This window comes from Lysobacter sp. S4-A87, assembly GCF_022637455.1.
Classification (GTDB): domain Bacteria; phylum Pseudomonadota; class Gammaproteobacteria; order Xanthomonadales; family Xanthomonadaceae; genus Lysobacter_J.
In genome coordinates this window covers 3412779-3436396 of the sequence record NZ_CP093341.1, presented here as the reverse complement: position 1 = coordinate 3436396, position 23618 = coordinate 3412779, and the positions used below count along the sequence as shown (strand labels likewise).

Genomic DNA, 23618 nt, shown 5'->3' with positions numbered 1-23618 from the left:
CTTCCCTCACCCCAACCCCAACCCCCTCCCTTGCACGGAGGGGGCTTTTTTCACTCAGTGCCCGCCACCGTCCAGCGCCTTCAACTCGCTGACCAGCGCACTCGCCATCTCCGCACCGTCGCCATAGAGCATCCGCGTATTGTCCTGGTAGAACAGCGCATTCTCGATGCCAGCGAAACCCGTGCCCTTGCCACGCTTGATCACGATCGTGTTCTTCGAATTGGTCACATCCAGGATCGGCATCCCATAGATCGGAGACGCCGGATCCGTCTTGGCCACCGGATTGACCACATCGTTGGCGCCAATCACCAGCGACACATCCGTGTTGGCGAACTCCGGATTGATGTCGTCCATGTCCGCGATCAGGTCGTACGGCACACCCGCCTCGGCCAGCAGCACATTCATGTGGCCCGGCATGCGCCCGGCCACCGGATGGATCGCGAACTTCACCTTGACACCGCGATCCATCAGCTTCTGCGCCAGCTCCCAGATCTTGTGCTGCGCCTGCGCCACCGCCATGCCGTAGCCCGGGACGATCACCACGCGCTCGGCATAGGCCATCATCGCCGCCACATCGCCGGCCTCGATCGGCTTCTGCGTACCGCTGATCTCCTGCGCCTGCCCACCGCCACCGAAGCTGGAGAACAGCACACCGTGGATCGGTCGGTTCATCGCCTTGGCCATCAATTGCGTCAGCAACGTACCGGCCGCACCGACCATGGTGCCGGCGATGATCAGCGCCTCATTGCCGAGCACGTAACCTTCGAAGGCCACCGCCAGACCGGTGAGCGCGTTGTACAGCGAGATGACCACCGGCATGTCGGCGCCACCGATCGGCAGCGTCATCAGCACGCCCAGCGACAGCGCCAGCACGAAGAAGGCGATGATCGCCGACGTGCTCAATGTGTGGATGGCGATGCCACCCATGACGATCATCGCCACGAACACGGCCAGGTTGAACAACTGCTGCCCCGGGAACACCACCCGCTTGTCCAGCCGCCCATCGAGCTTGGCCCAGGCAATGATCGAACCCGACAGCGACACCGAACCGATGGCGGCACCGAGCACCGCCAGCACCAGCGACGTCATCGACGGCGCATGTCCCTCGCTGGAGTAACGCAGCAGCTCGACCGCACCGATCGCCGCCGCCGAACCGCCGCCCATGCCGTTGTACAGCGCGACCATCTGCGGCATGTCGGTGATGGCGACCTTCTTGCCCGACACCCACGCCAGGCCGGTGCCGATGCCGAGCGCCAGCACGATCAGCGCCATGTTGTGCAGGCCCGGCAGCAGGAACGTCGCCACCGTGGCGATGACCATGCCCAGTCCGGCCCAGCGGATGCCGCTGCGCGCAGTTACCGGCGAGGCCATGCGCTGCAGGCCCAGCAGGAAAAGAGTGGCGGCAACGAAATAACTGGCGGCGGCGATCCAGGCGAACGTGTTCTGCATCGCGCCGCTCATGCCTTGCCTCCGCTCTGGGCGGAGCCGGGCTTGCGGCTGGCCTTGAACATTTCCAGCATGCGCTCGGTGACCACGTAGCCGCCGGCGGCATTGCCGGCGCCCAGCAGCACGGCGACGAAGCCGATGGCCTTCTCCAGCGTCGTGTCGGCGTGGCCGAGCACGACCATGGCGCCGATCAGGACGATGCCGTGGATGAAGTTGGACCCGGACATCAGCGGCGTGTGCAGGATCACCGGCACCCGCGAGATGATCACGTGGCCGGCGATGGCCGCCAGCATGAAGATGTACAGCGCTACCAAACCGTCGCCCATCATCCGTACCCCATCTCGATGTCTCCCGCATCATAACCGTGGATGAACGCGGCGCCAGCGCCGTCGGCCGGCGGCTGTCAACCGGAGCCGCCGGCAGGCGTTGTCTCCCCCGAAGGACGGGCCAAGACGGTCCGCCAGACCGGGAGAGACCGCAATGAGGCATGCAGCACTGAAACGCACGCTGTCGGCTGGACTCGCGATTGCCATGCTGGCCGCCACCGCCGCGGCGTTCGCCGGCGACCGTGGTGACGGGGTCGACCGCCGCATGGACCGCAAGGGCGACCGCATCGATGCCAGCCTGGACGCCCGCGGCAACCGCATCGACCAGCGCCTGGACCGCCGTGCCGCGTGGCAGGACGCGCTCGGCCACGACCGTCGCGCCTACCGGCTCGACCGCAAGGGCGACCGCATCGAGCAACGCCTGGACCGTCGCGGCGACCTCGCCGATGCGCGCTGGGACCGCCGCGGCGACCGCTTCGACGCACGCTGGGGTCATCAGCACGAAGATCGTCGGCATTAAGCCAGGCCCCGTATGCTGCGACGCGTGAGCCGCGAACCCGACGACGACGTGCTGGCCGCCAACCCGGCTCATGCACACGTGCGCGCCGCCTCCAGCGAGGAGGCGGTCGCGCGCCTGCCGGCATCGCTGGAGGAATTCCTGGCGGGCGTCGGCACACGTGCCTTCCGCTTCGCCGAGCTTGGCCTGCGCCAGCGCGACGATGCCCTCGATGCGGTGCAGGACGCGATGATGAAGATGCTGTCCTACCGCGACCGGCCCGCCGGGGAATGGACGCCGCTGTTCTGGAGCATCCTGCGCAGCCGGATCGTCGACGTGCAGCGCCGTCGCACCTTCCGCCTGCGCTGGCTGATGCCGACCCCGGAGCGCGACGACAGCACGCTGGACTGGGCCGACGACGGCCCCGACCCGTCGCGCACGTTCGACGGCCGTGAGGCCTATGCAAAGTTGTCCGAGGCGATGGCGAAGTTGCCGCGCCGGCAGCGCGAGGCCTTCAGCCTGCGCATCCTGGAAGAACTCGACGTCACCACGACCGCGCAGGCGATGGGTTGCAGCGAAGGCGCGGTCAAGACACACCTGTCGCGTGCACGCGAAGCGTTGCAGCGGCAACTGGAGGACTGGCGATGAGCCACCACGAACACGACAACCAAGCTGATGATCGCGCCTTCGACCAGGCCATGCGCCGATTGCATACGCAGGCCGTGGACCAGGTCTCGCCGGCAACGCGCGCACGCTTGCGCGTCGCCCGCCAGGCAGCGACCACACCCGGCGCGGTGCGCGCGCATCGGCGCGGCCCGGGCTGGGTGCTGGCAACGGGTTTTGCCGCGGTGTCGGCGCTGGCGATAGGGCTGCTGCTGCGGCCGTCGCCGCAGGCCCCGGCCGTCGGCTCGCCGGCGCCCGCGGTGGCCACGGCGACCACCGCCACCTACGACGCCGACACGGCCCTGGCCACGCTCGACGAGAACCCCGACCTTTACCTCTGGCTGGCCTCCAACGACGACGCCATGCCGGCTTTGGACCAGTGACATGCGGAGCACCGACATGCGTACCGTTTCGCCCCCTTCCCGACTGACGCGCGTGGCCGCGGTGCTGGCGTTGCTGGTCGCCGCCTCGCCGGTGTTCGCCGCTGACCCGCCGAAGGATGTGGCCGCCACGCCGGCCAAGTCGCTACCCGCCTGGGAGCAGCTCACGCCGGCCCAGCGCGAACAGCTGATCGCGCCCGTGCGCGAGCGCTGGAACAACCAGCCCGAGGAGCGCCAGCGCATGCTCGACCGCGCCGAGCGCTGGCAGCAGATGACGCCCGAGCAGCGCAACCAGGCCCGCCACGGCATGAAGCGCTGGGAACACATGAGCCCGGAGCAGCGCGAGCAGATGCGGGCCCTCTACGCCAAGATGCGCGGCATGGACGAGACCAGGCGCGCCGCGCTCAAGGCGGAGTTCCGGGCGATGACGCCCGAGCAGCGTCGCGCCTGGGTACAGGCCAATCCCGCCCCGCCCGAGAAGGACCGGCCACCGCAGCACTGAGCAGGTTGTAGCCCGACAAGCTCGGGTCCGGGCTGAAGCAGTCGCCAACGGGCGCGCTCGTGCTCTAGGATGCAGCGATCAGGTTCTGGAGCGGAGCATGGCGGGCATCACCATTGGCGTTGCAAGCGAAACCGCAAACGGCGAACGCCGTGTCGCAGTGACCCCGGAAACCTGCAAGAAACTCGCCGCCCGCGGCGCACGGGTGCGCGTGCAGCGCGGCGCCGGGCGCGCGGCCAGTTTCGACGACCAGGCCTACGCCGACGCGGGCGCCGAACTCGCCGATGATGCCGCTTCGGCATGGAACGACGCCGATGTCGTGCTTTGCGTGCAGCCGCCAGCGGCACAGTCACTCAATGCTTTGCGCCAAGGCACCGTCCTGGTCGGACTGCTGGCGCCGCAGGGCGATGCGGCCCGCGGCGAAGCGATCACGGCGCGCGGACTGCTTGCCTTCCCGCTCGAGCGACTGCCGCGCACCACGCGCGCGCAGGCCATGGACGTACTCAGTTCGCAAGCTGGCATGGCCGGTTACAAGGCGGTGCTGATCTCGGCGCAGCTGGCACCGCGTTTCTTCCCGATGCTGACCACCGCCGCTGGCACGATCCGTCCATCGAAGGTGTTGATCGTCGGTGCCGGCGTCGCCGGCCTGCAGGCGGTGGCAACGGCCAAGCGCCTGGGCGCGCAGGTCGAAGGTTTCGACGTGCGCCCGGAGACGCGCGAACAGATTGAGTCGCTGGGCGGCAAGTTCCTCGACCTGGGCGTCAGCGCCGCCGGCGAAGGCGGCTATGCGCGCGCCCTCACCGACGAGGAGCGCGCGGAACAGCAGCGTCGTCTCGGCGAGCACCTCAAGGGCATCGACGTGATCGTCTGCACGGCCGCGGTCCCGGGTCGTCCCGCTCCGAAGATCATCACTGCGGCCATGGTTGCCGGTATGAAGCCTGGCAGTGTGATCGTCGACCTCGCCGCCGAAACCGGCGGCAACTGCGAACTGACCCGCCCGGGCGAAACCATCGAGAGCAACGGGGTGACCATCGCCGGCCCGCTCAACCTCGCCAGCAGCGGCGCGGTGCACGCCAGCGAGATGTACGCTCGCAATGTGCTGAACTTCGTCAGCCTGTTCGTGACCGAAGAGGCATCGAAGGAAGACCGCCTGGCGATCGACTGGAACGACGAACTGCTGGCACGCACTGTGTGGCCGGAGCGCGCAGCGCAGGAACAGGCGCAGTCCCAGGCGTAAGCGCGTCCGATCCCCGTCATCCCGGCGAACGCCGGGATCCATCTTGACGTCGATTGGCGGCGCGGAGCCGGCTGCCTCCGGAGTGGCGTTGTCCGCAGGGGGTCTGGGTCCCGGCCTTCGCCGGGACGACAGTGATCAGCGCGCGACCGGCGCCCGGTCCAGGTGACGACGCACCTGTCGCATCGCCTCATCAAACGCGGTCCGCTCAGCACCGATCGTCAGGCGCCCCGCAGTGGCCAGCGCCGCCAGATCCTCCGGCGAAGCCGCCAGCATCCGGATGCCGCGACGATTGACCAGCAGGAACCGCGACGTCAGCGGACTGATCCAGGCAATCTTGGCCGCAACCGATTCGCCCTGCAGATCGGTCAAGCGCACCCAGTCACCGACCTCCAGCGAACGCATACGCTCGGCGAGGATCTGGTCGTGGGTCATCGTGTCGGTGCCGCCGACGAGCCACAGCTTGCGCTCGCTCTCGCTGGCGTCGTCCTCGGGCATGGTCAATGACGGCGGCGGACGGCGACGGCGCGGCGTATCCGGCGTCGCCAGCGCACGCACCAGTCCGGCCATGCCGTGCTGCGCTGCGCTGTCGTCAAGACCGGAACTGGCCAGGCATTCGACGATGGCCGGCTGCAAGGCCAGCAACTGGTCGGCGAGTTCGCGGCCGCGGTTCTCTTCGGCCATGCGGTCGGCCATCAGCAGGGCATCGCCCAAGGCGATGGCCTCGGCGTGACGGCGCGGGTCGGCGCCATCGCGCAACAGCGTCTGCACGACGTGGTGGCGCCACGGCATGGCCAGGAAATCGGCCACGGCCTGGGTCAGTTCCGGCTCGGCCAGGCGTTCTGTCAGCGCCGCTTCGGCCTGCTCGCGCGCGGCCCCCAGCCGCTCGCGGCCATAGGTGGCCTTGGCGGCGCGCTGCTCCTGCAGTTCGATGCGGCGGCGCTGCTGCGACAGCAGTGCGTCGAGCTCGGCGTGGGCCAGCTCGAACACGGCCAGGTCTTCGTTGTATTCGGCGACGATGCGCTGCGAGATCTCGGTGGCGCGATCGAGCAGTTCACGGTCCTGCGCGGTCTCTGCGTCGTTTCCTTCGCAGGCTTCGGTGATCGCATCGAGCAGGCGGCGCGCGGGATGCTCGCGCTTGACGAACACACCGTTGTCGGTGAGCGCGACCTTGACATAGGGCAGCACCAGCCTCGCATACAGGCGGCGAGCCCGATCCTGCAGCGCGTTGTGCTGGAACAGCGAATCGAACAGCAGCGCGACCAGGTCGATCGCGTCCTCTTCCTCGGAACTGAAGCAGGCCTGCTCCGGATTGAGGCCGAGCCGGGCCGCGCCGTCCTGCAGGTGGTCGCGGATGGTCTCGCCAAGCCGGCCCGATACCGCCAGCGCGCGTGCGAACGCATCCGGCGGCTCGGCCTGCAGCAGCGAGGCCACGCTGAGGATTTCATCGACACGCATTTCGCGGCGCGGGCCGGTGGCACGAGCGGCGGACAGCGCCGACGCGACGTCGTCCTTGGGCAGGGTTTCGCGCCAGGCGTGCAGCTGGCTGCGCAGTTCGGCCAGCTCGCTGGCCATGGCGGCGATGTCCTGGTTGGACATGGGCGTTGACAGGGTTCGACCGAAATTTCCAGCGCCGGAGGCATGCGCGAAGGTGGTCGCGCCGCCGGGGATGCCGTAGCCGTCACCAGCGCCCGGGAAGCCCGGCGCAGACGCGTAGCCGTCGCGGCGGGGCTCATCGGCGCGTGGGCGGGCCGTGGCCGCCGGCGTGGCGCTGCCGTAGCCGGAGGTGGCCAGGAGCGTGTTGATGCGCGCATAGAGCTCGCCGAGCAGGCGCACCAGGTCCTGTTCGTAATGGCGGAACAGGCGGGCGCGCAGCGTGTCGGGCACCTGCGCTTCCAGGAACGTCTGCGAGAAGGCCGCGACCAGGCGGTCCGGACCGATCGGATTGACCCCCATCGGTACCCGCATCGCTTCGGAGAGGGTCTGCAGGCGGCTTTGCAAGGTGTCGAGCGGACGGGCGAAACGTGCCACCAGCGCCTCGTTCAGGCGGCCGCTGGCAAGCTCGTATTCCAGCTGCTGTTCGTCGACCAGCCGCAGCTGGACCTCGCCGCCGCTGCGGATGCGCAGCGCGCGGAAGTCATCGAAGCCCTGCGCGATCTGCTGGCGGTACCGCATCACGTGCGACGCCTGTTGCTGGCGCAGCATCCACAACGCCGCCTGTTCTTCGTAGAAACTGTTCTTGCCGTCGGTCTTGAGGGAGGCGAGCTTGAGCGCGTCCTCGATCGGACCGTACAGGGTGCCCGGCAGCCCGCCGAGCGCCTCCAGGGTCTGACGCTTGATCTCCTCAAGCATGCGCATCGGATCGGTACGCGTAGCTTGAGCGACGCCGTGCGGATAGCCGGACACTAGCTTGTTCCCCAGAGTTGCGTGGACCGAACCTGCCGTGCACCGGCAGTTGGTAGGCGCATAGTGGCAAGATACGACCTCGCCTTGCAGGCCCACTTTGAGCAATTGTGACTGATGTCGCGAAACACATCTGACCCGTCCCTGGATTTCGACCTGGCCCTGGCCACCCTGGACGCCCGCCGCTCGGTGCCGCCCAAGCAGCTGGGCGAGCCCGGCCCCGACCCGGATACGCTGATGCGCCTGCTGCGCTCGGCCGTGCGCGTGCCCGACCACGGCAAGCGCGTGCCGTTCCGCTTCATCAGCTTCAGTGGCGATGCCCGCCACGCCTTTGGTGAACGCCTGGCGCAGCGCAGCCGCCAGCGCGACCCCGAGGCCAGCGATGCGGTGATCGAGAAGGACCGGACGCGGTTCTCGCACGCGCCCTTGGTGGTCGCGGTGATCGGGCGACTGGGCCCGGACGAGAAGATCCCCGAATCCGAGCGCTTCTCCACCGCCTCCTGCGTCTGCTTCGCCCTGCTCCAGGCCGCGCAGGCGCTGGGCTATGGCGCGATCTGGCTGACCGGCTGGCTGGCCTACGACGCGCAGGTCGCGCAGTGGCTGGGCCTGGCCGAGCACGAGCGCGTGGTCGGCTTCGTCCATATCGGTACGCCGAAACTGGATGCGCCCGAGCGCGAGCGCCCCGACCCGGCCGAACTGCTCAGCGCGTGGTCGCCGGCATGAGCGGCGCCGACAACATTGCGCCCGCTCCTGGGGGCACATCCGCGGGGACCACGTCTGCGCCTGGGACCACCTTGTACCTGGTCGACGCCAGCATGTACGTCTTCCGCGCCTGGCACTCGATGCCCAACGAGTTCCACGACGCCGACGGCTGGCCCACCAATGCCGTGCATGGTTTCGCCCGTTTCCTGCTCGAGCTGATCGACCGCGAGCGGCCTCAGCACATCGCCATCGCCTTCGATGAAGCGCTGGACTCGTGCTTCCGCAACGAGCTGTACCCGGCCTACAAGGCCAACCGCGAGTCGGCACCGGAAGAGCTCAAGCGCCAGTTCGTGCATTGCAAGGCGCTGTGCAGCGCGCTCGGCCTGGCCGTGCTTTCGCATGGCCAGTACGAAGCCGACGACCTCATCGGCAGCGCCGTGCATGCCGCGCGCGGCAACGGTTTCCGCTCGGTCATCGTTTCCGCCGACAAGGACCTGTCGCAGCTGCTCGGCGACCACGACGAGCAGTGGGACTTCGCCCGCGGCCAGCGCTGGAGCGCGGCCGGCGTGCCCGAGCGCCATGGCGTGCAGGCGCGGCAGATCGCCGACTACCTCGCCCTGACCGGCGACGCGGTCGACAACATTCCCGGCGTGCCCGGCATCGGCGCCAAGACCGCGGCAGCGCTGCTGGCCCACTTCGACACGCTCGATGCCCTGCTGGCACGCGTGGAGGAGGTGCCCTACCTGCGCCTGCGCGGCGCCGCCAGTGCGGCTGCGAAACTGCGCCAGCACCGCGAACAGGCCCTGCTGTGCCGCCAGCTGACCACGATCGCCCTGGATGCGCCGCTGGGCGACATCAGCCTGCAGTTCGCGCGCGGCAATGGCGACAGCGCCGGTCTGGGCGCGCTGTGCGAGGCGGTCCGCTTCGGTCCGATGACGCGCAGGCGGCTCTATCAATCCGCCGGCCTGGACTTCGCGGCGTCACAGGTCCCGGCATAGCATTCAGGCAAACACGACAGGCAACCCATGAACGACCAGGTCCAGGAACCGCTGGAAACCCTCTACGAAGGTCCGTGGCTGCGCATGCGCCGGCGCGGCCGCTGGGAGTACGTCGAGCGCACGCACGGCGACGGCATGGCGGTGATCGTCATTGCGGTGACGCCGGACGACAACGTGCTGTTCGTCGAGCAGTTCCGGATCCCGCTGGGCGCGCGCACGATCGAGATGCCGGCGGGCCTGGTCGGCGACGACCACGCCACCGACACGCTGGAAGCGGCGGCGCGGCGCGAACTGATCGAGGAAACCGGCTGGTCGGCGCAACGCGTCGATGTGCTGCTGGTCGGCCCGACGTCTGCCGGGATGAGCAACGAGCGCATCGCCTTCGTCCGCGCCCGCGGGCTGAGCAAGGTCGGCAGCGGCGGCGGCGTCGACAACGAAGACATCACCGTGCATGAAGTCCCGCGCGCTTCCGCACCGGCATGGCTGATGCAGAAACAGCGCGAGGGCTACGAGCTGGATCTGAAGCTGTGGGCGGGGCTGTGGATGATCGAGCACAACCCGGACGGATCGGCAGCGCTGTAACCCCGCTCTCCCTGGCGCCATACGGCGACCAGGGAGAGGCGATGCCTCAGTCGCGCATCTCTTCCAGTTCCATCCCCTTGGTCTCGCGCACCGAGGTCAGCACGAACGCCAGCGAGCCCAGCGCGAACAGCGCATACAGCCCATAGGCGAACGACAGGCCGATCTCGGCCAGCGACGGGAAGCTGCTGGTGATCACGAAATTGGCGATCCACTGCGCCGATGCGGCGACCGCCAGTGCAATGGCGCGGATGCGGTTGGGGAACATCTCGCCCAGCAGCACCCACACCATCGGGCCCCAGCTCAGGCCGAAGAACACCACGTAGGCGTTGGCGGCGACCAGCGCGACCATGCCCCACGGCTCGGGCAGGCTCAGCGCTGCGCCGCTGCCGGTCGCCTGCGAGAAGCACCACGCCATCAGCGCCAGCGTCACCGCCATGCCGGCAGAACCAAGCGTCAGCAGCGGCTTGCGTCCGATCCTGTCGACCAGGGCGATGGCCACCAGCGTGACCAGCACGTTCACCACCGAAGTCACCACGGTGATCGTGAACGAGTCGGCCTCGCTGAAGCCCACCGAATGCCACAGCGTGGACGAGTAATAGAAGATCACGTTGATGCCGACGAACTGCTGGAACACCGACAGCGCGATACCTATCCACACCACCGGCAGCAGGCCGGCGCGCGGGCCGCGCAGGTCCTTCAGGGTGGGGCGGTATTCCGAGCGCAGGCTGTCCTGGATGTCGGTGACCTTCTGGTCGAGCGCGGTCTCGCTGTTGAGGCCCAGCACCTGCCGCAACACATCGCGCGCCTCGCGCGGGCGGCCACGGGCGACCAGGTGCCGCGGCGACTCGGGCACGCCCAGCACCAGTGCGCCGTAGATCAACGCCGGCACCACCGCGACCAGGAACATCCAGCGCCACGCTTCCAGCCCGAACCACAGCTTGCCGGCCGCACCACCGGCAATGCCGGCGAGCCAGGCATCGCTGAGCAGCGCCATGAAGATGCCGAGCACGATCGCCAGCTGCTGCAGCGACCCCAGTCGCCCGCGCACTGCCGCCGGCGACACTTCGGCGATATAGGTCGGCGCAATCACCGACGCCACGCCGACGCCGATGCCGCCGACCACGCGCCAGAACACCAGGTCCCACACGCCGAACACCAGGCCCGAGCCCAGCGCGCTGATCGCCAGCAGGAACGCGGCCACCTGCATCGTGCGCACGCGGCCGAATCGATCGGCGAGCGGACCCGCATACCAGGCGCCCAGCGCCGAACCCAACAGCGCACAGGACACGGCGAAACCGGTCTGCGCCGCGCCGAGGCCGAAGCCGCCGCGGATGGCATCGACGGCGCCGTTGATGACCGCGGTGTCGAATCCGAACAGGAAGCCACCCAGTGCAGCGGCGGCGGATATCAGTACGACCCGTGCTGTGACGTGTTGTTGGCCGGACTCGGCAATCGCGCTCATTCGTATCCCCCGGGCCGCCTGCTGGCGGCGTCCGGGCGATTCTGCGCGAGGCGGGGGCGGGCTGTCCTTGAATACGTATGCAGGGGGCATCCGTCGGCATCCCCCCGCCAGCTACTCCGTCATCCCCGAAGGCGGGAATGACGGGTCTGGTCAGGCGAAGCGGTCGGTCGCCGTTACCAGCGCATCCACGTTCTCGGCCTCGAACGCCGAATGCCCCGATGCCGGCGTGATCACCAGTTCGCCCTTCGGCCAGGCCTTCTTCAGATCCCACGCATTGGCGACCGGGCAGACCACGTCGTAGCGCCCGTGCACCACCACGCCGGGAATGTCGGCGATGCGATGCGCGTCGCGCAGCAGCTGGTCATCGACCTCGAAGAAGCCGCTGTTGACGAAGTAGTGGTTCTCGATGCGCGCGAAGGCGAGCGCGAACTGCGGATCCTCGTGGCTGGCGGCGAAATCCGGATCCACGTGCAGGAAACTGGTCGCGCCTTCCCAGACGCTCCAGGCCTTGGCCGCGGCCAGGCGCGTGGCTTCGTCGGGCGAGGTCAGGCGGCGATGGAAGGCGCTGATGAGGTCGTGGCGCTCGACCACCGGGATCGCCGCCAGGTAGTGCTCCCAGGCATCGGGGAACAGGCGCGAGGCGCCGTCCTGGTAGAACCACTCCAGTTCCCAGCGACGCAGCATGAAGATGCCGCGCAGGACCAGCTCGGTCACGCGCTGCGGATGGGCCTGCGCGTAAGCAAGCGCCAGCGTCGAACCCCACGAGCCGCCGAACACCTGCCACTTGTCGATGCCCAGCTTGCCGCGCAGCTTCTCGATGTCGGCGACCAGGTCCCAGGTGGTGTTGTCGACCAGGTCCGCGTGCGGCGTCGAACGGCCGCTGCCGCGCTGGTCGAACAGCACGATGCGGTACTTGGCCGGGTCGTGGAAGCGACGCATCTTCGGGCTGCAGCCTGCGCCCGGACCACCGTGCAGCAGAACCACCGGCTTGCCGTCAGGATTGCCGCACTGCTCGAAATAGAGCGTATGGCGCCCGTCGACCTGCAGGGTGCCGCTGTCGAAGGGTTCGATCTCGGGATAGAGCGTGCGCATCGCGTGACCTCGCGTGGGGAGGTGGGCAATTCTAGGCCAGATGCGATGAGTAGCCCGGGTAAGCGAAGCGCACCCGGGGAGGATCGGCCGGAAGCGCCCTGCCCCGGGTGCGCTTCGCTTACCCGGGCTACGTACCCGGTCTACGTGCCCGAACTAGGTGGCGAGGCGGCCGGTGGTCACGCGGTCGCGCGCTTCCCAGTCCTGCGTGGTCTCCACTTGCCCGAAGCCGCGCGCCTGCATCAGCCCGCGCACTGCCTGGCCCTGGTCCCAACCGTGCTCGATCAGCAGCCAGCCGCCGGGCGACAGGCAGTCCGGCGCATCGGCCACGATCCGTCGGATCGCATCGAGTCCGTCATGGCCGGACGCCAGCGCAGCGCGCGGTTCGAACCTCAGGTCGCCCTGCTGCAGATGGGCGTCGTCGTCGGCGATGTAGGGCGGATTGCTCGCGATCAGCTCGAAACGCTCGCCCGCCAGTGGTGCCAGCCAGTCGCCATGGCGGAACTCGACGCGCGCCAGGCCGAGGATGCGCGCGTTCTCGCGCGCCACCGACAGCGCCTGTTCGCTGACATCGACCGCCACCACGTGCGCCAGCGGCCTTTCATGGGCCAGCGCCAGCGCGATCGCACCGGTGCCCGTGCCCAGGTCGGCGATGCGCAAAGACTGGCTGGCCGGCAGCCGATCGAGCGCCAGTTCGACCAGGCGCTCGGTTTCCGGGCGCGGAATGAGCGTTGCCGGGGTCACCTGCAGGTCGAAGCGCCAGAAGCCGCGCTGGCCCAGCAGATAGGCCACCGGTTCGCCGGCCAGCCGGCGCGCGAGCAGGCGCTCGAATCCGGCGGCACGCGCCGGTTCCGGCACGTCCTCGCCATGGCTGTACAACCAGGTGGCCGACACGCACAGGGCATGGCCGAGCAGTCGTTCGGCCTCGGCCCGGGCTTCCTCGCCCGGCAGGCGCGCGGCGGCGGCCGCCAGCAGCTGGGCCACGGTATGGCCGGCTGAATGGGCGGCGGACGGAGTGGGTTTGCTCATCGCGGCATTGTCGCGTGCGGGGCCGGGCAGCGCGAGGCGGGCCGCCTTGACGCTGGCGGAAACATCCGCACCTCAGGATGGATAAGCGCGGCCTATCCGCCAGTGCATCCATAGGCAACGCCTATTAAATCAATTCCATCAATCAACTTGATGGATTAACGCGCGATCCCTAATCTTTGCCCATCGCTTCCACCCACCCCGCATAAGGAATCCCCTGATGTCGCTGATCAACACCCAAGTGCTTCCGTTCAAGGCAACCGCCTACAAGAACGGCGAGTTCGTCGAAGTCACCGATGCCACCCTCAAGGGCAAGTGGTCCGTGGTGTTCTTCTACCCGGCCGACTTCACCTTCGTCTGCCCGACCGAGCTGGGCGACCTGGCCGACAACTACGCCGAGTTCCAGAAGATGGGCGTGGAGATCTACGGCGTGTCCACCGACACCCACTTCACCCACAAGGCCTGGCACGACACCTCCGACACGATCAAGAAGATCCAGTACCCGCTGATCGGCGACCCGACTGGCGTGATCACGCGCAACTTCGGCGTGATGATCGAAGAAGCCGGCCTGGCCGACCGCGGCACCTTCGTGATCGACCCGGACGGCAAGATCCAGATCGTCGAGATCAACGCCGGCGGCATCGGCCGTGACGCGTCCGAGCTGCTGCGCAAGGTCAAGGCCGCCCAGTACGTCGCCGCCCACCCGGGCGAGGTCTGCCCGGCCAAGTGGCACGAGGGCGAGAAGACCCTGAAGCCGTCGCTGGACCTGGTCGGCAAGATCTAAGAGTCGCCGCTTCGAACCCCTCTCCCGCCCGCGGGAGAGGGGTTGGGGTGAGGGCACACCAGCCCACCCCACCGGTTCGCCCCCGCGAACCTCCGGCCGGCCAGATGCCCGCCAGTTTTCCTCTTTGGATGTCGCGACGTTCGGGCAGCTCTCCCTCCCTCCCCTGCCCGGGCGCTCGCGGCGTTCATTCCGAACAAACGATGGAGCCGTCCCCCATGTTGGATGCCGATCTCAAGACCCAGTTGCAGGCGTACCTGGAAAAGGTCACGCAGCCGATCGAGCTGGTCGCCTCGCTCGATGACGGCGACAAGTCGCGCGAGCTCGAGGCCCTGCTGCAGGACGTTGCCTCGCTGTCGGACAAGATTTCCTATGCGCGCCGCGATGACGACGCGCGCAAGCCTTCGTTCGCGATCAACCGCGTCGGCACCGATGTCGGTGTGCGCTTCGCGGGCATCCCGATGGGCCACGAATTCACCTCCCTGGTGCTGGCCCTGCTGCAGGTCGGCGGCCACCCGTCGAAGGCTGCGCCGGAGCTGCTCGAGCAAGTCCGCGATCTCGAAGGCGAGTACGTATTCGAGACCTTCATGTCGCTCTCTTGCCAGAGCTGCCCGGACACCGTGCAGGCGCTGAACCTGATGAGCGTGATCAACCCCAACATCCGCCACGTCGCCATCGATGGCGCGCTTTACCAGGACGAAGTCGAGCAGCGCCAGGTGATGTCGGTGCCGACCGTGTTCCTCAACGGCCAGCCGTTCGACCAGGGCCGCATGACCATCGAGCAGGTCCTGGCCAAGCTCGACACCGGCGCGTCGCAGCGCGATGCCGGAAAGATCAACGCCAAGGCGCCCTTCGACGTGCTCGTTGTCGGCGGCGGTCCAGCCGGCGCGGCTGCGGCCATCTACGCCGCACGCAAGGGCATCCGCACCGGCATCGCCGGCGAGCGTTTCGGTGGCCAGGTGCTCGACACCATGGCGATCGAGAACTTCATCTCGGTGACCTACACCGAGGGTCCGAAGCTGGCCAGCGCGCTGGAGCAGCACGTGCGCGAGTACGACGTCGACATCATGAACCTGCAGCGCGCGAGCAGGCTGGTCCCGGCGAGCGAGCCGGGCGGCCTGATCGAAGTGCAGCTCGACAACGGCGCATCGCTGAAGTCGCGCAGCGTCGTGCTGGCCACCGGTGCGCGCTGGCGGCAGATGAACGTGCCCGGCGAAGAGGAGTACCGCAACAAAGGCGTGGCCTATTGCCCGCACTGCGACGGCCCGCTGTTCAAGGGCAAGCGCGTGGCGGTGATCGGCGGCGGCAACTCCGGCGTCGAGGCCGCGATCGACCTGGCCGGCATCGTCAGCCACGTCACCCTGATCGAGTTCGACAACCAGCTGCGTGCCGACGATGTGCTGCAGCGCAAGCTGCGCAGCCTGGCCAACGTCACCGTCATCACCAGCGGCCAGACCACCGAAGTGCTCGGCGATGGCCAGAAGGTCAACGGCCTGATCTACAAGGACCGTGTCGGCGGCGATTCGCACCGGGTCGAGCTGGAAGGCGTGTTCGTGCAGATCGGCCTGCTGCCCAATACCGAATGGCTCAAGGGCACGGTGGCGCTGTCGCCGCGTGGCGAGATCGAAGTCGACGCGTCCGGTCGCACCTCGATCCCGGGCGTGTTCGCCGCCGGCGATGTCACGACCGTGCCGTACAAGCAGATCGTGATCGCGATGGGTGAAGGCTCGAAGGCGGCGTTGAGCGCGTTCGATCACCTGATCCGCACCAGTGCGCCTGCGGAGACTTCAACCGCAGTCGCGGCCTGAGCGCGTTTCGTAGCCCGGGTAAGGCCAAAGGCCGCACCCGGGTTCCGCGGCATCACCCCGGGTGCGCTTCGCTTACCCGGGCTACGGCCCCGTACGTAGGGTTCAAGTTGCAGCAAGCGTTGTAGATCGAAAGCACCACCCTCGAGTTCCGTCGCTCCGCAAGCCGTGTTGGAGAAACACTCTTGAACCTGCGCGACCTCAAGTACCTGGTAGCCCTCGCCGATCACAAGCATTTCGGCCGCGCCGCCGCGGCCAGCTTCGTCAGCCAGCCGACGCTGTCGACGCAGATCAAGAAGCTCGAGGACGAGCTCGGCGTGTCGCTGGTGGAGCGTGCACCGCGGCGCGTGATGCTGACGCCGGTCGGACGCGAGATCGCCGAGCGCGCGCGCAAGGTCATCGCCGATGTCGAGCAGATGGCCGAGATCGCGCGCCGCAGCCAGGACCCCGAGGCCGGCACGGTCCGCCTGGGATTGTTCCCGACGCTGGGCCCCTATCTGCTTCCGCACGTGGTGGCACCGCTGCGCCAGCGGTTCCCGCGCCTGGAGCTGCTGCTGGTGGAAGAGAAGACCGACCAGATCCTGGCGCGCCTGCGCGACGGCCGCCTCGATGCCGGCCTGCTCGCACTGCCCATCCACGATGACCAGCTGCACGTGGAAGTGCTGTTCGACGAACCGTTCCTGCTGGCCGTGCCGCAACAGCACCCGATGGCCGACCAGGACTCGCTCGACATCAATGACCTCGACAACCAGCACCTGCTGCTGCTTGAAGAGGGCCATTGCCTGCGCGACCAGGCGCTGGACGTCTGCCACATGGCCGGCGCCGGCGAACGCGACGGTTTCCGCGCCACCAGCCTGGAAACGCTGCGGCAGATGGTCGCCGCCGGCGTCGGCATCACCCTGCTGCCGATGCTGGCCGTGCAACCGCCGGTGCCGGTCTCCTCCGACATCCACCTGCTGAGTTTCCGCGGCAACGCACCGCACCGGCAGATCGCCATGGTCTGGCGTCGCAGCTCGGCGATGGGCGATTTCCTGATGCAGCTGGCCGGCGAGTTCCGCAAGCTGCCGGCCTCATTGCTGGTCCCGCCGAAAGCCAGCGCCGCACATCCGCAGCCGCTGGCGCAGTCGTTGTAGGTCGCTTCACTCCATCCCGGTCTGGCCCAGGCGATAGCGCGTGAGCGCCGTTCCGACCGCGAGCATCGTGGTGATCAGCAACGTCGACACCACATGCACGCGCGGATTGCCCGACAGCGCGCACGCCAGCATCAGTCCGATTCCCGTCACCTGCACCAGCCGGAACGGGATCAGCAGCGGCCGCAGCCCCATCAGCGGTTCGATGACGATGCCCCACACCGCGGCCACGATCAGCATCCCGAAGAACACCTTGCGGGCATCGTAGTAGTGCTTCCTGACGTCGATCTTGCCGTCGATCAGTTCGGGCAGGAACGCGTGGCTGGCAACGCACAGCGTGGCCGGCCCCAGCAGGACGAAAGCGAACTCGCCGTAGGTCCAGTCGCGCTCGGCCCGCATCGCCCAGAACGACCACCACATCTGGATGTGCAGGGCGATCAGCAACCCGACCCAGACGCCATGCAGCCAGTAGTGATCGACCCGTCGACGGATCTGGACCATGTTGCCGATGCCGGCAAACAGCTGGGTCAGGCCCAGGCCCAGCACCAGCGACACCATCACCGACAGGTAATTGAATGCGTCCATCCGTCCGCCCGGCTGCCAGACCGGAGTCAGGCTACTGACTGGGCAGGTGTGCGGCGTGAAGTTGGCGCGAGCGGTCTAGTAGCGCAGCAGCGCGTGCAGCGGCACGCCCGCCGGCCAGCGCGCACGGCCCTGCAGCGCTTCCAGCTCGATCAGCACGCTGGCGCCGACCAGGTCCGCCCCCAGCTTCAGCACCAGTTCCCGTGCGGCAGCCAGGGTGCCGCCGGTGGCGAGCACGTCGTCGACGATGAGCGTGCGTTCGCCCGGGCGCAGGGCGTCATTACGGGCCTGCAGGCGGTCGCTGCCGTACTCGAGCTGGTAGGCGACCTCGACCAGCGGCGGCGGCAGCTTGCCCGGCTTGCGCAGGGGCACGAAGCCGGCGTGCAGCTTCTGCGCGAGCGCCGCACCGAAGATGAAGCCACGCGACTCGATCCCGCACACCGCCTGCACCTGGCTGCCCTGCCAGGGCTCAGCCAGCGCGTCGATGCAGCGGGCAAAACCACCGGCATCGGCCAGCAGCGGGGTGACATCGCGGAACACCACGCCCGGCTTGGGGAAATCGGCGACTTCGCGGATCAGGGATTCGAAAGTGGACATGGCAAGGCCGGCATGGGGGCGCCAAACGATATCCCACCGAGACCGTAGCCCGGGTAAGCGCAGCGCACCCGGGCCTCACAGACGTGGCGGGTCTGGTCCCGGGTGCGGCCTGCGGCCTTGCCCGGGCTACGCGATCAGGCGGGGAGCAGGCCTGGAGGCAGGTCCGATGCTTCGTCGCCGGCCTCGTCGAGGGGCTGGTTCAGCGGCAGCGCCGCCACCAGCTCGCTGGCCTCGGGCCAGACCACGTCCGGCACGCACACCAGGATCGTGCCGAACAGCGGCAGCTCGCCCATTCCGCCCAGCAGCGCCTCGCCCTTGAGGAACACCGGAATCTCCTGGGCTTCCAGGGCGTGGCGCACCAGGTGGGCGTCGATCAGGTTGGCGGCTTCGTAGACGACTTTCATGGGGGGACCTTCATGGAGGGAGCCGCGGTCAGGCTGCAACCGAGGATACGCCGGCGTCGTTGAACGGGCTGCGAGGGGCCCTTGCCGGGATGCCCTGGGCAGGATGCCCTGGGCGGGACGCCCTGGGCGGGACGGAGGGGTCGAAACGACGCCGTTCTCCGCCAGCGGCTAAACTTCCCGGTCTTCCCTGCCCGTGCGATCCCGAATGTCCGCTACGCCCCACGCCAACGCCCCGACCGCCGCCCCGACCGCCGACGATGCCCAGGCATCCACCAAGCAGGACTTCATCCGGCAGATCGTTCGCGAGGACGTGGCCAGCGGCAAGCACCAGGCGATCAAGACCCGGTTCCCGCCCGAGCCCAACGGCTACCTGCACATCGGCCATGCCAAGGCGATCTGCCTGGACTTCGGCATCGCCCGCGAATTCGGCGGCGAGTGCAACCTGCGCCTGGACGACACCAACCCGGTCAAGGAAGACCCGGAATACGTCCGCGCCATCCAGGAGGACGTGAACTGGCTCGGTTTCGAGTGGCACGACCTGCGCCACGCGTCGGACTACTTCGAGGTGATCTACCGCGCCGCCGAGAAGCTGGTGCGCCAGGGCGACGCCTTCGTCTGCGACCTGTCGGCCGACGAAGTGCGCGCCTACCGCGGCACGCTGACCGAGCCGGGCCGCAACTCGCCCTATCGCGACCGCAGCGTCGACGAGAACCTCGACCTGCTGCGCCGCATGCGCGCCGGCGAGTTCCCCGACGGCGCGCGCACGCTGCGCGCGAAGATCGACATGGCCGCCGGCAACATGAACCTGCGCGACCCGGCGCTGTACCGCATCAAGCACGTCGAGCACCAGAACACCGGCATGGACTGGCCGATCTACCCCATGTACGACTTCGCCCACTCGCTCAGCGATGCGGTCGAGGGCATCACCCACTCGCTGTGCACGCTGGAGTTCGAAGACCACCGCCCGCTCTACGACTGGTGCGTGGACAAGGTCGACCTGGCCAGTTCGCGCGACCTGGTGCAGCCGCTGCTCGACAAGGGCCTGCCGTTCGAGGCCAGCAAGCCGCGCCAGATCGAATTCTCGCGCCTGAACTTCAACTACCTGGTGATGAGCAAGCGCAAGCTGATGGCGCTGGTGCAGGCCGGGCTCGTCGACGGTTGGGACGACCCGCGCATGCCGACGCTGCAGGGCATCCGCCGCCGCGGCTACACGCCGTCGGCGCTGCGCCTGATGGTCGACCGCGTCGGCATCAGCAAGCAGAACTCGCTGCTCGACATCTCCATCCTCGAAGGCGCCCTGCGCGACGACCTCGATGCCAGCGCGCCGCGGCGCATGGCGGTGATCGACCCGCTCAAGCTGGTGATCACCAACCTGCCGGCCGGTCACGAGGAATCGCTGACGTTCCCGAACCATCCCAAGGACGAGAGCGCCGGCGTGCGCACCATGCCGTTCTCCAACGAACTGTGGATCGAGCGCGAGGACTTCGAGGAAGTGCCGCCGAAGGGCTTCAAGCGCCTGATCCCGGGCGGTGAAGTGCGACTGCGCGGCGCCGGCATCTTCCGTTGCGATGAAGTGATCAAGGACGGCGACCGCGTCGTCGAGATCCGCGGCGTGCTCGATCCCGAATCGCGCCCCGGCATGGCCGGCGCCGACCGCAAGATCAAGGGCACCATCCACTGGGTGAGCGCGCGCCACGCGGTGGCCGCCGAGATCCGCCTGTACGACCGCCTGTTCAACGTCGCCGATCCGGACGACGACGAGGGCACCGGCAAGACCTACCAGGACCACCTCAACCCGGATTCGCGCCGCACCGTCACCGGCTACGTCGAGCCGGCCGCCGCCGTGGCCGCGCCGGAGCAGTCGTTCCAGTTCGAGCGCATCGGCTACTTCGTCGCCGACCGTCACGACCACCGCAGCGACGCACCCGTGTTCAACCGCAGCGTCACCTTGCGTGACACCTGGACCACGAAATCCTGAGGAGAAGGCCATGCGTCGCCTGTCGTCGGTATTGATCGCCCTGCTGCTGACCGTGCTGTGCGCCTGCGCCGCTCCGCCTTCGGATGCGGCGCGGGCGGCAACGCCTGCGCCTGCCGCGACGCCGGTCACCGCGGCGACGCCGCCGCCGGCCGCGGCGCCGACGCCCGCGCAGTCGGTGACCGTACCGGCCGCCATCAAGATCGACCGCAGCTGCCGCAGCGACAGCGACTGCGCGATCAAGGATGTCGGCAACTGCTGCGGCGCCATGCCCGCCTGCGTCAACGCCAACAGTCCGACCGACCCGGCCAGTGTCCAGGCCGCGTGCGCGAAGAGCGGCCGCATGGGCGTCTGCGGTTTCAAGGCCATCGACAGCTGCCAGTGCCAGCAGGGACAGTGCAGGGAGCGCAGTTCCGGACTCGATGAAGGCCCGGAGCAGGTGCGCTGATGCTGTATGCCCAGGTTCACCTGACCCTGCCGCCGTGGGTGCACGAGGCGATCGACACCACGCGCACTTACGATGGCGATGAAGCCAAGGTGGCCCTGGCCATCGATCTTTCGCGGCGCAATGTCGAGGCCCGCAGTGGCGGGCCGTTCGGTGCGGCGGTGTTCGGACCGGACGAGCGCATCATCTCGATCGGCGTCAACCGCGTGCTGCCGCATACCTGCTCGCTGGCCCACGCCGAGACCATGGCCTACATGCTGGCGCAGCAACGCACCCAGCGCGTGCGCCTCAACGAGGACGCGGACGGCCAGCGCGTCGGTCCGATCACCCTGGCCACGTCCTCGCAACCGTGCTGCCAGTGTTACGGCGCCACCGTCTGGGCCGGCATCGACCGGCTGCTGATCGGCGCGCGCAGCGACGATGTCGAGGAGCTGACCGAGTTCGACGAAGGCCCGCTACCCACCGACTGGGCCGGCGAACTGGAGCGTCGTGGCATCGCCGTGCTGCGCGACATCCATCGCGACGACGCACGCGAGGTATTGCGCGCCTACGGCGAACAGGGCGGCGAGCGCTACTGAGGTACCGCCATTCCCGCGAAGGCGGGAACCTGGCGCGCCCTGGCGCCCACGTCTGCCCTCCTCCCTGGATTCCCGCCTTTGCGGGAACCGACCGCACTTCCGGATTGACATGACAGACGCCCCCATCGCCGACGCCCTGCTGTGCTACTGCCGTCCCGGCTTCGAACCGGAACTGGCCGCGGAACTGGGCGAGCGCGCCGCGCTGGCCGGCCTGCCCGGTTACGCGCGCACGCAGCGCAACCAGGCCTACGTCGAATTCCTCGGCACCGATGCGGTCGCGCTGTCCCGCGCATTGCCGTTCGACGATCTGATCTTCGCCCGGCAGAAGCTGCTGCGACTGGCCGACCTGCAGGGACTCGACCCGGGCGATCGCATCACCCCGATCGTCAACGCACTGCATGCGGCCTTCCCCGAAGGCCGGCCGTCGGCCTATGGCGACGTGTGGGTCGAGCATCCCGATTCCGACGAGGCCAAGCCGCTGGCGGGCCTGGCACGCAGCTTCGGCAACGCATTGCGGCCGGCACTGCGCAAGGCCGGCTGGCTGACCCGCATCGACGACCCGCGGCGCCCGCGCCTGCACGTGGTCTTCCTCGCCGGCGATCACGCCATGCTTGCGCAGGCGAGCCCGCGCGACAGTTCGCCATGGCCACTGGGGATCGCCCGTCTGCGCATGCACGCCGATGCGCCCAGTCGCTCGGCACTGAAGCTGGAAGAAGCGCTGCTCACCCTGGTCCACGAGCACGAGCGGGAAAGCCTGTTCCGCGACAACATGCGCGCCGCCGATCTCGGCGCGGCACCCGGCGGCTGGAGCTGGGTGCTGATGCGCCAGGGACTGCGCGTGATCGCCATCGACAACGGACCGCTGCGTCCGCACCTGCTCGACAGCGGTCGCGTCGAGCATCTGCGTGAGGATGGTTTCTACTGGCAGCCCAAGGGCCCGTTGGACTGGATGGTCTGCGACATGGTCGAGCAGCCGCGCCGTGTTGCCGAGCGCATGGCGACCTGGATCCGCGAGGGTTGGTGCAGGCACACGATCTTCAACCTCAAGCTGCCGATGAAGAAGCGCTGGGAAGAGACCCGGCTGTGCCTGGAGCTGTTCGAGCGGCAGGCGGAAAAGCCGCTGACCATCCGCGCCCGCCAGCTCTATCACGACCGCGAGGAAATCACCGTCTTCGCCACGCCGCAATGACGCGCTCCTCACCTGCGTGAACGCTGCGAGTCGTCCAAACGCGGAATCTATCGGCGGTTGATGATTGCGGGACTAGCGTCGCCCTTGCCCACAAGCAGAGGCGAGAGCAGACGATGAATTCCACGCACAAGTTCACTTCGAAGACCCTTGCCGTCGCATTGCTGGTCGCGCTCGCATCGACCGGCACGGCGATGGCACAACGCACGCAGGGCAGTCCCGCCAGGTCGCAGCAGCAGGCCGAAGCGGCCGCGCAGGTGGCCACCGACAGCGCCAATGCCGCGCGTGAAAGCGCACAGAGCGCACGCGATGCCACCGCAACTGCGGCCCCGGGTTACGGCCCTTCGGCGTCGCAGTACGCCAGCGACGCGCAGGACGCCGCCAATCGCGCCGTCAATGCAGCCCATGACGCGCACGGTGCGCAGGACGTTGCCACCTCTGGCGCCAATCCGGCGTCCGGCGCGGCCGAGGCGCGCGAGGCGGCATCGGCCGCCAGCGGCGCCAGCCTGCAGGCGCAGCAGGCCGCCGAAGCTGCCGTCCAGGCGGCAACGCCGCCGGCGCCTGCAATGCCCGCCACGCCAGCCGTACCGGCCGTGGGCGCCAGCGCGCAGCAGCAAGTCAACGTGACCTCGAGTCCGCCCAACTCGACGCTGTCTGCAAAGGTCGACTTCGATTCGCTTGATGCCGACCGCGACGGCAACCTCAGTCGCACCGAAGTCGGCACGAACAGCATGCTGGCAAGCAATTTTGGCCGCATCGATGCCGATCACAACGGCCGCATCACCCGCAAGGAACTTGCGGGCGGGATGTAAGGCGGGCGGGATGTAAG

Annotated in this window: 25 protein-coding genes; 16 read left to right on the top strand and 9 right to left on the bottom strand. The window is 68.4% G+C overall.

Annotation, left to right across the window (positions count from 1 at the left end):
• Positions 1-54: 54 nt before the first annotated feature.
• Positions 55-1461 carry an NAD(P)(+) transhydrogenase (Re/Si-specific) subunit beta gene (locus MNR01_RS15455; protein WP_241918640.1) on the bottom strand — a complete coding sequence of 469 codons (1407 nt, stop codon included), beginning with the start codon at positions 1459-1461 and terminating at the stop codon, positions 55-57.
• Positions 1458-1772, bottom strand: a complete 315-nt coding sequence (locus MNR01_RS15450; RefSeq protein WP_241918639.1) for an NAD(P) transhydrogenase subunit alpha — start codon at positions 1770-1772, stop codon at positions 1458-1460. The genes MNR01_RS15455 and MNR01_RS15450 overlap by 4 nt, the downstream gene beginning before the upstream one ends.
• Before the next feature lie 154 nt (positions 1773-1926).
• On the opposite strand from MNR01_RS15450, the gene MNR01_RS15445 reads away from it, so the two are divergent.
• The 5 genes from MNR01_RS15445 (at position 1927) to MNR01_RS15425 (ending at position 5047) form a co-directional block, all read left to right on the top strand.
• The gene (locus MNR01_RS15445) at positions 1927-2292 is read left to right on the top strand and encodes a hypothetical protein (protein WP_241918638.1); all 366 of its coding nucleotides are present in this window, start codon (positions 1927-1929) and stop codon (positions 2290-2292) included.
• Positions 2293-2370: 78 nt separating this feature from the next.
• Positions 2371-2916, top strand: coding sequence for an RNA polymerase sigma factor (locus tag MNR01_RS15440; RefSeq protein WP_241920652.1), 546 nt, complete (start codon positions 2371-2373; stop codon positions 2914-2916).
• The gene (locus MNR01_RS15435; protein ID WP_241918637.1) at positions 2913-3314 is read left to right on the top strand and encodes a hypothetical protein; all 402 of its coding nucleotides are present in this window, start codon (positions 2913-2915) and stop codon (positions 3312-3314) included. The genes MNR01_RS15440 and MNR01_RS15435 overlap by 4 nt, the downstream gene beginning before the upstream one ends.
• A gap of 16 nt (positions 3315-3330) precedes the next feature.
• On the top strand, positions 3331-3813 hold the full coding sequence (locus MNR01_RS15430; RefSeq protein WP_241918636.1) for a DUF3106 domain-containing protein: 483 nt from the start codon (positions 3331-3333) through the stop codon (positions 3811-3813).
• Between the two features lie 97 nt (positions 3814-3910).
• Positions 3911-5047: an NAD(P) transhydrogenase subunit alpha gene (locus MNR01_RS15425; RefSeq protein WP_241918635.1), complete on the top strand. Its 1137-nt coding sequence runs from the start codon at positions 3911-3913 to the stop codon at positions 5045-5047.
• 135 nt (positions 5048-5182) lie between these two features.
• On the opposite strand, the gene MNR01_RS15420 is transcribed toward MNR01_RS15425, so the two are convergent.
• Positions 5183-7402 (bottom strand): DUF1631 family protein, encoded by a 2220-nt coding sequence (locus MNR01_RS15420; protein WP_256451849.1) that lies wholly within the window; start codon positions 7400-7402, stop codon positions 5183-5185.
• Positions 7403-7564: 162 nt separating this feature from the next.
• Between MNR01_RS15420 and MNR01_RS15415 the strand changes: the two genes are divergently transcribed.
• The 3 genes from MNR01_RS15415 to MNR01_RS15405 all read left to right on the top strand — a co-directional run bounded on the left by MNR01_RS15415 (position 7565) and on the right by MNR01_RS15405 (position 9729).
• The gene (locus MNR01_RS15415; RefSeq protein WP_241918633.1) at positions 7565-8170 is read left to right on the top strand and encodes a nitroreductase; all 606 of its coding nucleotides are present in this window, start codon (positions 7565-7567) and stop codon (positions 8168-8170) included.
• A gap of 71 nt (positions 8171-8241) precedes the next feature.
• On the top strand, positions 8242-9147 hold the full coding sequence (locus tag MNR01_RS15410) for a 5'-3' exonuclease H3TH domain-containing protein (RefSeq protein WP_256451848.1): 906 nt from the start codon (positions 8242-8244) through the stop codon (positions 9145-9147).
• A gap of 27 nt (positions 9148-9174) precedes the next feature.
• A complete protein-coding gene (locus tag MNR01_RS15405) occupies positions 9175-9729 on the top strand; it encodes an NUDIX hydrolase (protein WP_241918632.1) in 555 nt (184 codons plus the stop codon).
• A 46-nt stretch (positions 9730-9775) separates the two neighbouring features.
• On the opposite strand, the gene MNR01_RS15400 is transcribed toward MNR01_RS15405, so the two are convergent.
• From MNR01_RS15400 to prmC, 3 genes are all read right to left on the bottom strand, one after another.
• Positions 9776-11191 carry a sugar porter family MFS transporter gene (locus MNR01_RS15400; protein WP_241918631.1) on the bottom strand — a complete coding sequence of 472 codons (1416 nt, stop codon included), beginning with the start codon at positions 11189-11191 and terminating at the stop codon, positions 9776-9778.
• 150 nt (positions 11192-11341) lie between these two features.
• Positions 11342-12283 carry a prolyl aminopeptidase gene (gene pip, locus MNR01_RS15395; protein ID WP_241918630.1) on the bottom strand — a complete coding sequence of 314 codons (942 nt, stop codon included), beginning with the start codon at positions 12281-12283 and terminating at the stop codon, positions 11342-11344.
• 153 nt (positions 12284-12436) lie between these two features.
• The gene (gene prmC / locus MNR01_RS15390; protein WP_241918629.1) at positions 12437-13309 is read right to left on the bottom strand and encodes a peptide chain release factor N(5)-glutamine methyltransferase; all 873 of its coding nucleotides are present in this window, start codon (positions 13307-13309) and stop codon (positions 12437-12439) included.
• Between the two features lie 217 nt (positions 13310-13526).
• Between prmC and ahpC the strand changes: the two genes are divergently transcribed.
• From ahpC to MNR01_RS15375, 3 genes are all read left to right on the top strand, one after another.
• Positions 13527-14090 (top strand): alkyl hydroperoxide reductase subunit C, encoded by a 564-nt coding sequence (gene ahpC / locus MNR01_RS15385; protein WP_241918628.1) that lies wholly within the window; start codon positions 13527-13529, stop codon positions 14088-14090.
• Positions 14091-14305: 215 nt separating this feature from the next.
• The gene (ahpF, locus tag MNR01_RS15380) at positions 14306-15895 is read left to right on the top strand and encodes an alkyl hydroperoxide reductase subunit F (protein ID WP_241918627.1); all 1590 of its coding nucleotides are present in this window, start codon (positions 14306-14308) and stop codon (positions 15893-15895) included.
• 182 nt (positions 15896-16077) lie between these two features.
• Entirely contained in the window at positions 16078-17025 is a 948-nt protein-coding gene (locus MNR01_RS15375) for a LysR substrate-binding domain-containing protein (RefSeq protein WP_241918626.1), read from the top strand.
• 6 nt (positions 17026-17031) lie between these two features.
• Here MNR01_RS15375 and MNR01_RS15370 read toward each other — a convergent pair whose 3' ends face one another.
• The 3 genes from MNR01_RS15370 to MNR01_RS15360 all read right to left on the bottom strand — a co-directional run bounded on the left by MNR01_RS15370 (position 17032) and on the right by MNR01_RS15360 (position 18605).
• The gene (locus MNR01_RS15370) at positions 17032-17607 is read right to left on the bottom strand and encodes a hypothetical protein (RefSeq protein WP_241918625.1); all 576 of its coding nucleotides are present in this window, start codon (positions 17605-17607) and stop codon (positions 17032-17034) included.
• Positions 17608-17682: 75 nt separating this feature from the next.
• Positions 17683-18201 carry an adenine phosphoribosyltransferase gene (locus tag MNR01_RS15365; protein ID WP_241918624.1) on the bottom strand — a complete coding sequence of 173 codons (519 nt, stop codon included), beginning with the start codon at positions 18199-18201 and terminating at the stop codon, positions 17683-17685.
• A 134-nt stretch (positions 18202-18335) separates the two neighbouring features.
• A complete protein-coding gene (locus MNR01_RS15360; RefSeq protein ID WP_241918623.1) occupies positions 18336-18605 on the bottom strand; it encodes a DUF2007 domain-containing protein in 270 nt (89 codons plus the stop codon).
• 205 nt (positions 18606-18810) lie between these two features.
• Between MNR01_RS15360 and MNR01_RS15355 the strand changes: the two genes are divergently transcribed.
• From MNR01_RS15355 to MNR01_RS15335, 5 genes are all read left to right on the top strand, one after another.
• A complete protein-coding gene (locus MNR01_RS15355) occupies positions 18811-20583 on the top strand; it encodes a glutamine--tRNA ligase/YqeY domain fusion protein (RefSeq protein ID WP_241918622.1) in 1773 nt (590 codons plus the stop codon).
• Positions 20584-20593: 10 nt separating this feature from the next.
• Positions 20594-21028 (top strand): hypothetical protein, encoded by a 435-nt coding sequence (locus tag MNR01_RS15350; RefSeq protein WP_241918621.1) that lies wholly within the window; start codon positions 20594-20596, stop codon positions 21026-21028.
• Positions 21028-21603 (top strand): nucleoside deaminase, encoded by a 576-nt coding sequence (locus tag MNR01_RS15345; RefSeq protein ID WP_241918620.1) that lies wholly within the window; start codon positions 21028-21030, stop codon positions 21601-21603. Before MNR01_RS15350 ends, MNR01_RS15345 begins: the two co-directional genes overlap by 1 nt.
• 109 nt (positions 21604-21712) lie before the next feature.
• On the top strand, positions 21713-22792 hold the full coding sequence (gene rlmM, locus MNR01_RS15340; RefSeq protein ID WP_241918619.1) for a 23S rRNA (cytidine(2498)-2'-O)-methyltransferase RlmM: 1080 nt from the start codon (positions 21713-21715) through the stop codon (positions 22790-22792).
• A 113-nt stretch (positions 22793-22905) separates the two neighbouring features.
• The gene (locus tag MNR01_RS15335; RefSeq protein WP_241918618.1) at positions 22906-23601 is read left to right on the top strand and encodes a hypothetical protein; all 696 of its coding nucleotides are present in this window, start codon (positions 22906-22908) and stop codon (positions 23599-23601) included.
• Positions 23602-23618: the final 17 nt, after the last annotated feature.

Coding starts and splice junctions, on each gene's coding strand:
- MNR01_RS15455 (WP_241918640.1), bottom strand. CDS start 1,461: ATGAGCGGCGCGATGCAGAACACGTTCGCCTGGATCGCCGCCGCCAGT.
- MNR01_RS15450 (WP_241918639.1), bottom strand. CDS start 1,772: ATGGGCGACGGTTTGGTAGCGCTGTACATCTTCATGCTGGCGGCCATC.
- MNR01_RS15445 (WP_241918638.1), top strand. CDS start 1,927: ATGAGGCATGCAGCACTGAAACGCACGCTGTCGGCTGGACTCGCGATT.
- MNR01_RS15435 (WP_241918637.1), top strand. CDS start 2,913: ATGAGCCACCACGAACACGACAACCAAGCTGATGATCGCGCCTTCGAC.
- MNR01_RS15430 (WP_241918636.1), top strand. CDS start 3,331: ATGCGTACCGTTTCGCCCCCTTCCCGACTGACGCGCGTGGCCGCGGTG.
- MNR01_RS15425 (WP_241918635.1), top strand. CDS start 3,911: ATGGCGGGCATCACCATTGGCGTTGCAAGCGAAACCGCAAACGGCGAA.
- MNR01_RS15420 (WP_256451849.1), bottom strand. CDS start 7,402: ATGCGCATGCTTGAGGAGATCAAGCGTCAGACCCTGGAGGCGCTCGGC.
- MNR01_RS15415 (WP_241918633.1), top strand. CDS start 7,565: ATGTCGCGAAACACATCTGACCCGTCCCTGGATTTCGACCTGGCCCTG.
- MNR01_RS15405 (WP_241918632.1), top strand. CDS start 9,175: ATGAACGACCAGGTCCAGGAACCGCTGGAAACCCTCTACGAAGGTCCG.
- MNR01_RS15400 (WP_241918631.1), bottom strand. CDS start 11,191: ATGAGCGCGATTGCCGAGTCCGGCCAACAACACGTCACAGCACGGGTC.
- pip (WP_241918630.1), bottom strand. CDS start 12,283: ATGCGCACGCTCTATCCCGAGATCGAACCCTTCGACAGCGGCACCCTG.
- prmC (WP_241918629.1), bottom strand. CDS start 13,309: ATGAGCAAACCCACTCCGTCCGCCGCCCATTCAGCCGGCCATACCGTG.
- ahpC (WP_241918628.1), top strand. CDS start 13,527: ATGTCGCTGATCAACACCCAAGTGCTTCCGTTCAAGGCAACCGCCTAC.
- ahpF (WP_241918627.1), top strand. CDS start 14,306: ATGTTGGATGCCGATCTCAAGACCCAGTTGCAGGCGTACCTGGAAAAG.
- MNR01_RS15370 (WP_241918625.1), bottom strand. CDS start 17,607: ATGGACGCATTCAATTACCTGTCGGTGATGGTGTCGCTGGTGCTGGGC.
- MNR01_RS15365 (WP_241918624.1), bottom strand. CDS start 18,201: ATGTCCACTTTCGAATCCCTGATCCGCGAAGTCGCCGATTTCCCCAAG.
- MNR01_RS15360 (WP_241918623.1), bottom strand. CDS start 18,605: ATGAAAGTCGTCTACGAAGCCGCCAACCTGATCGACGCCCACCTGGTG.
- MNR01_RS15355 (WP_241918622.1), top strand. CDS start 18,811: ATGTCCGCTACGCCCCACGCCAACGCCCCGACCGCCGCCCCGACCGCC.
- MNR01_RS15350 (WP_241918621.1), top strand. CDS start 20,594: ATGCGTCGCCTGTCGTCGGTATTGATCGCCCTGCTGCTGACCGTGCTG.
- MNR01_RS15345 (WP_241918620.1), top strand. CDS start 21,028: ATGCTGTATGCCCAGGTTCACCTGACCCTGCCGCCGTGGGTGCACGAG.
- rlmM (WP_241918619.1), top strand. CDS start 21,713: ATGACAGACGCCCCCATCGCCGACGCCCTGCTGTGCTACTGCCGTCCC.
- MNR01_RS15335 (WP_241918618.1), top strand. CDS start 22,906: ATGAATTCCACGCACAAGTTCACTTCGAAGACCCTTGCCGTCGCATTG.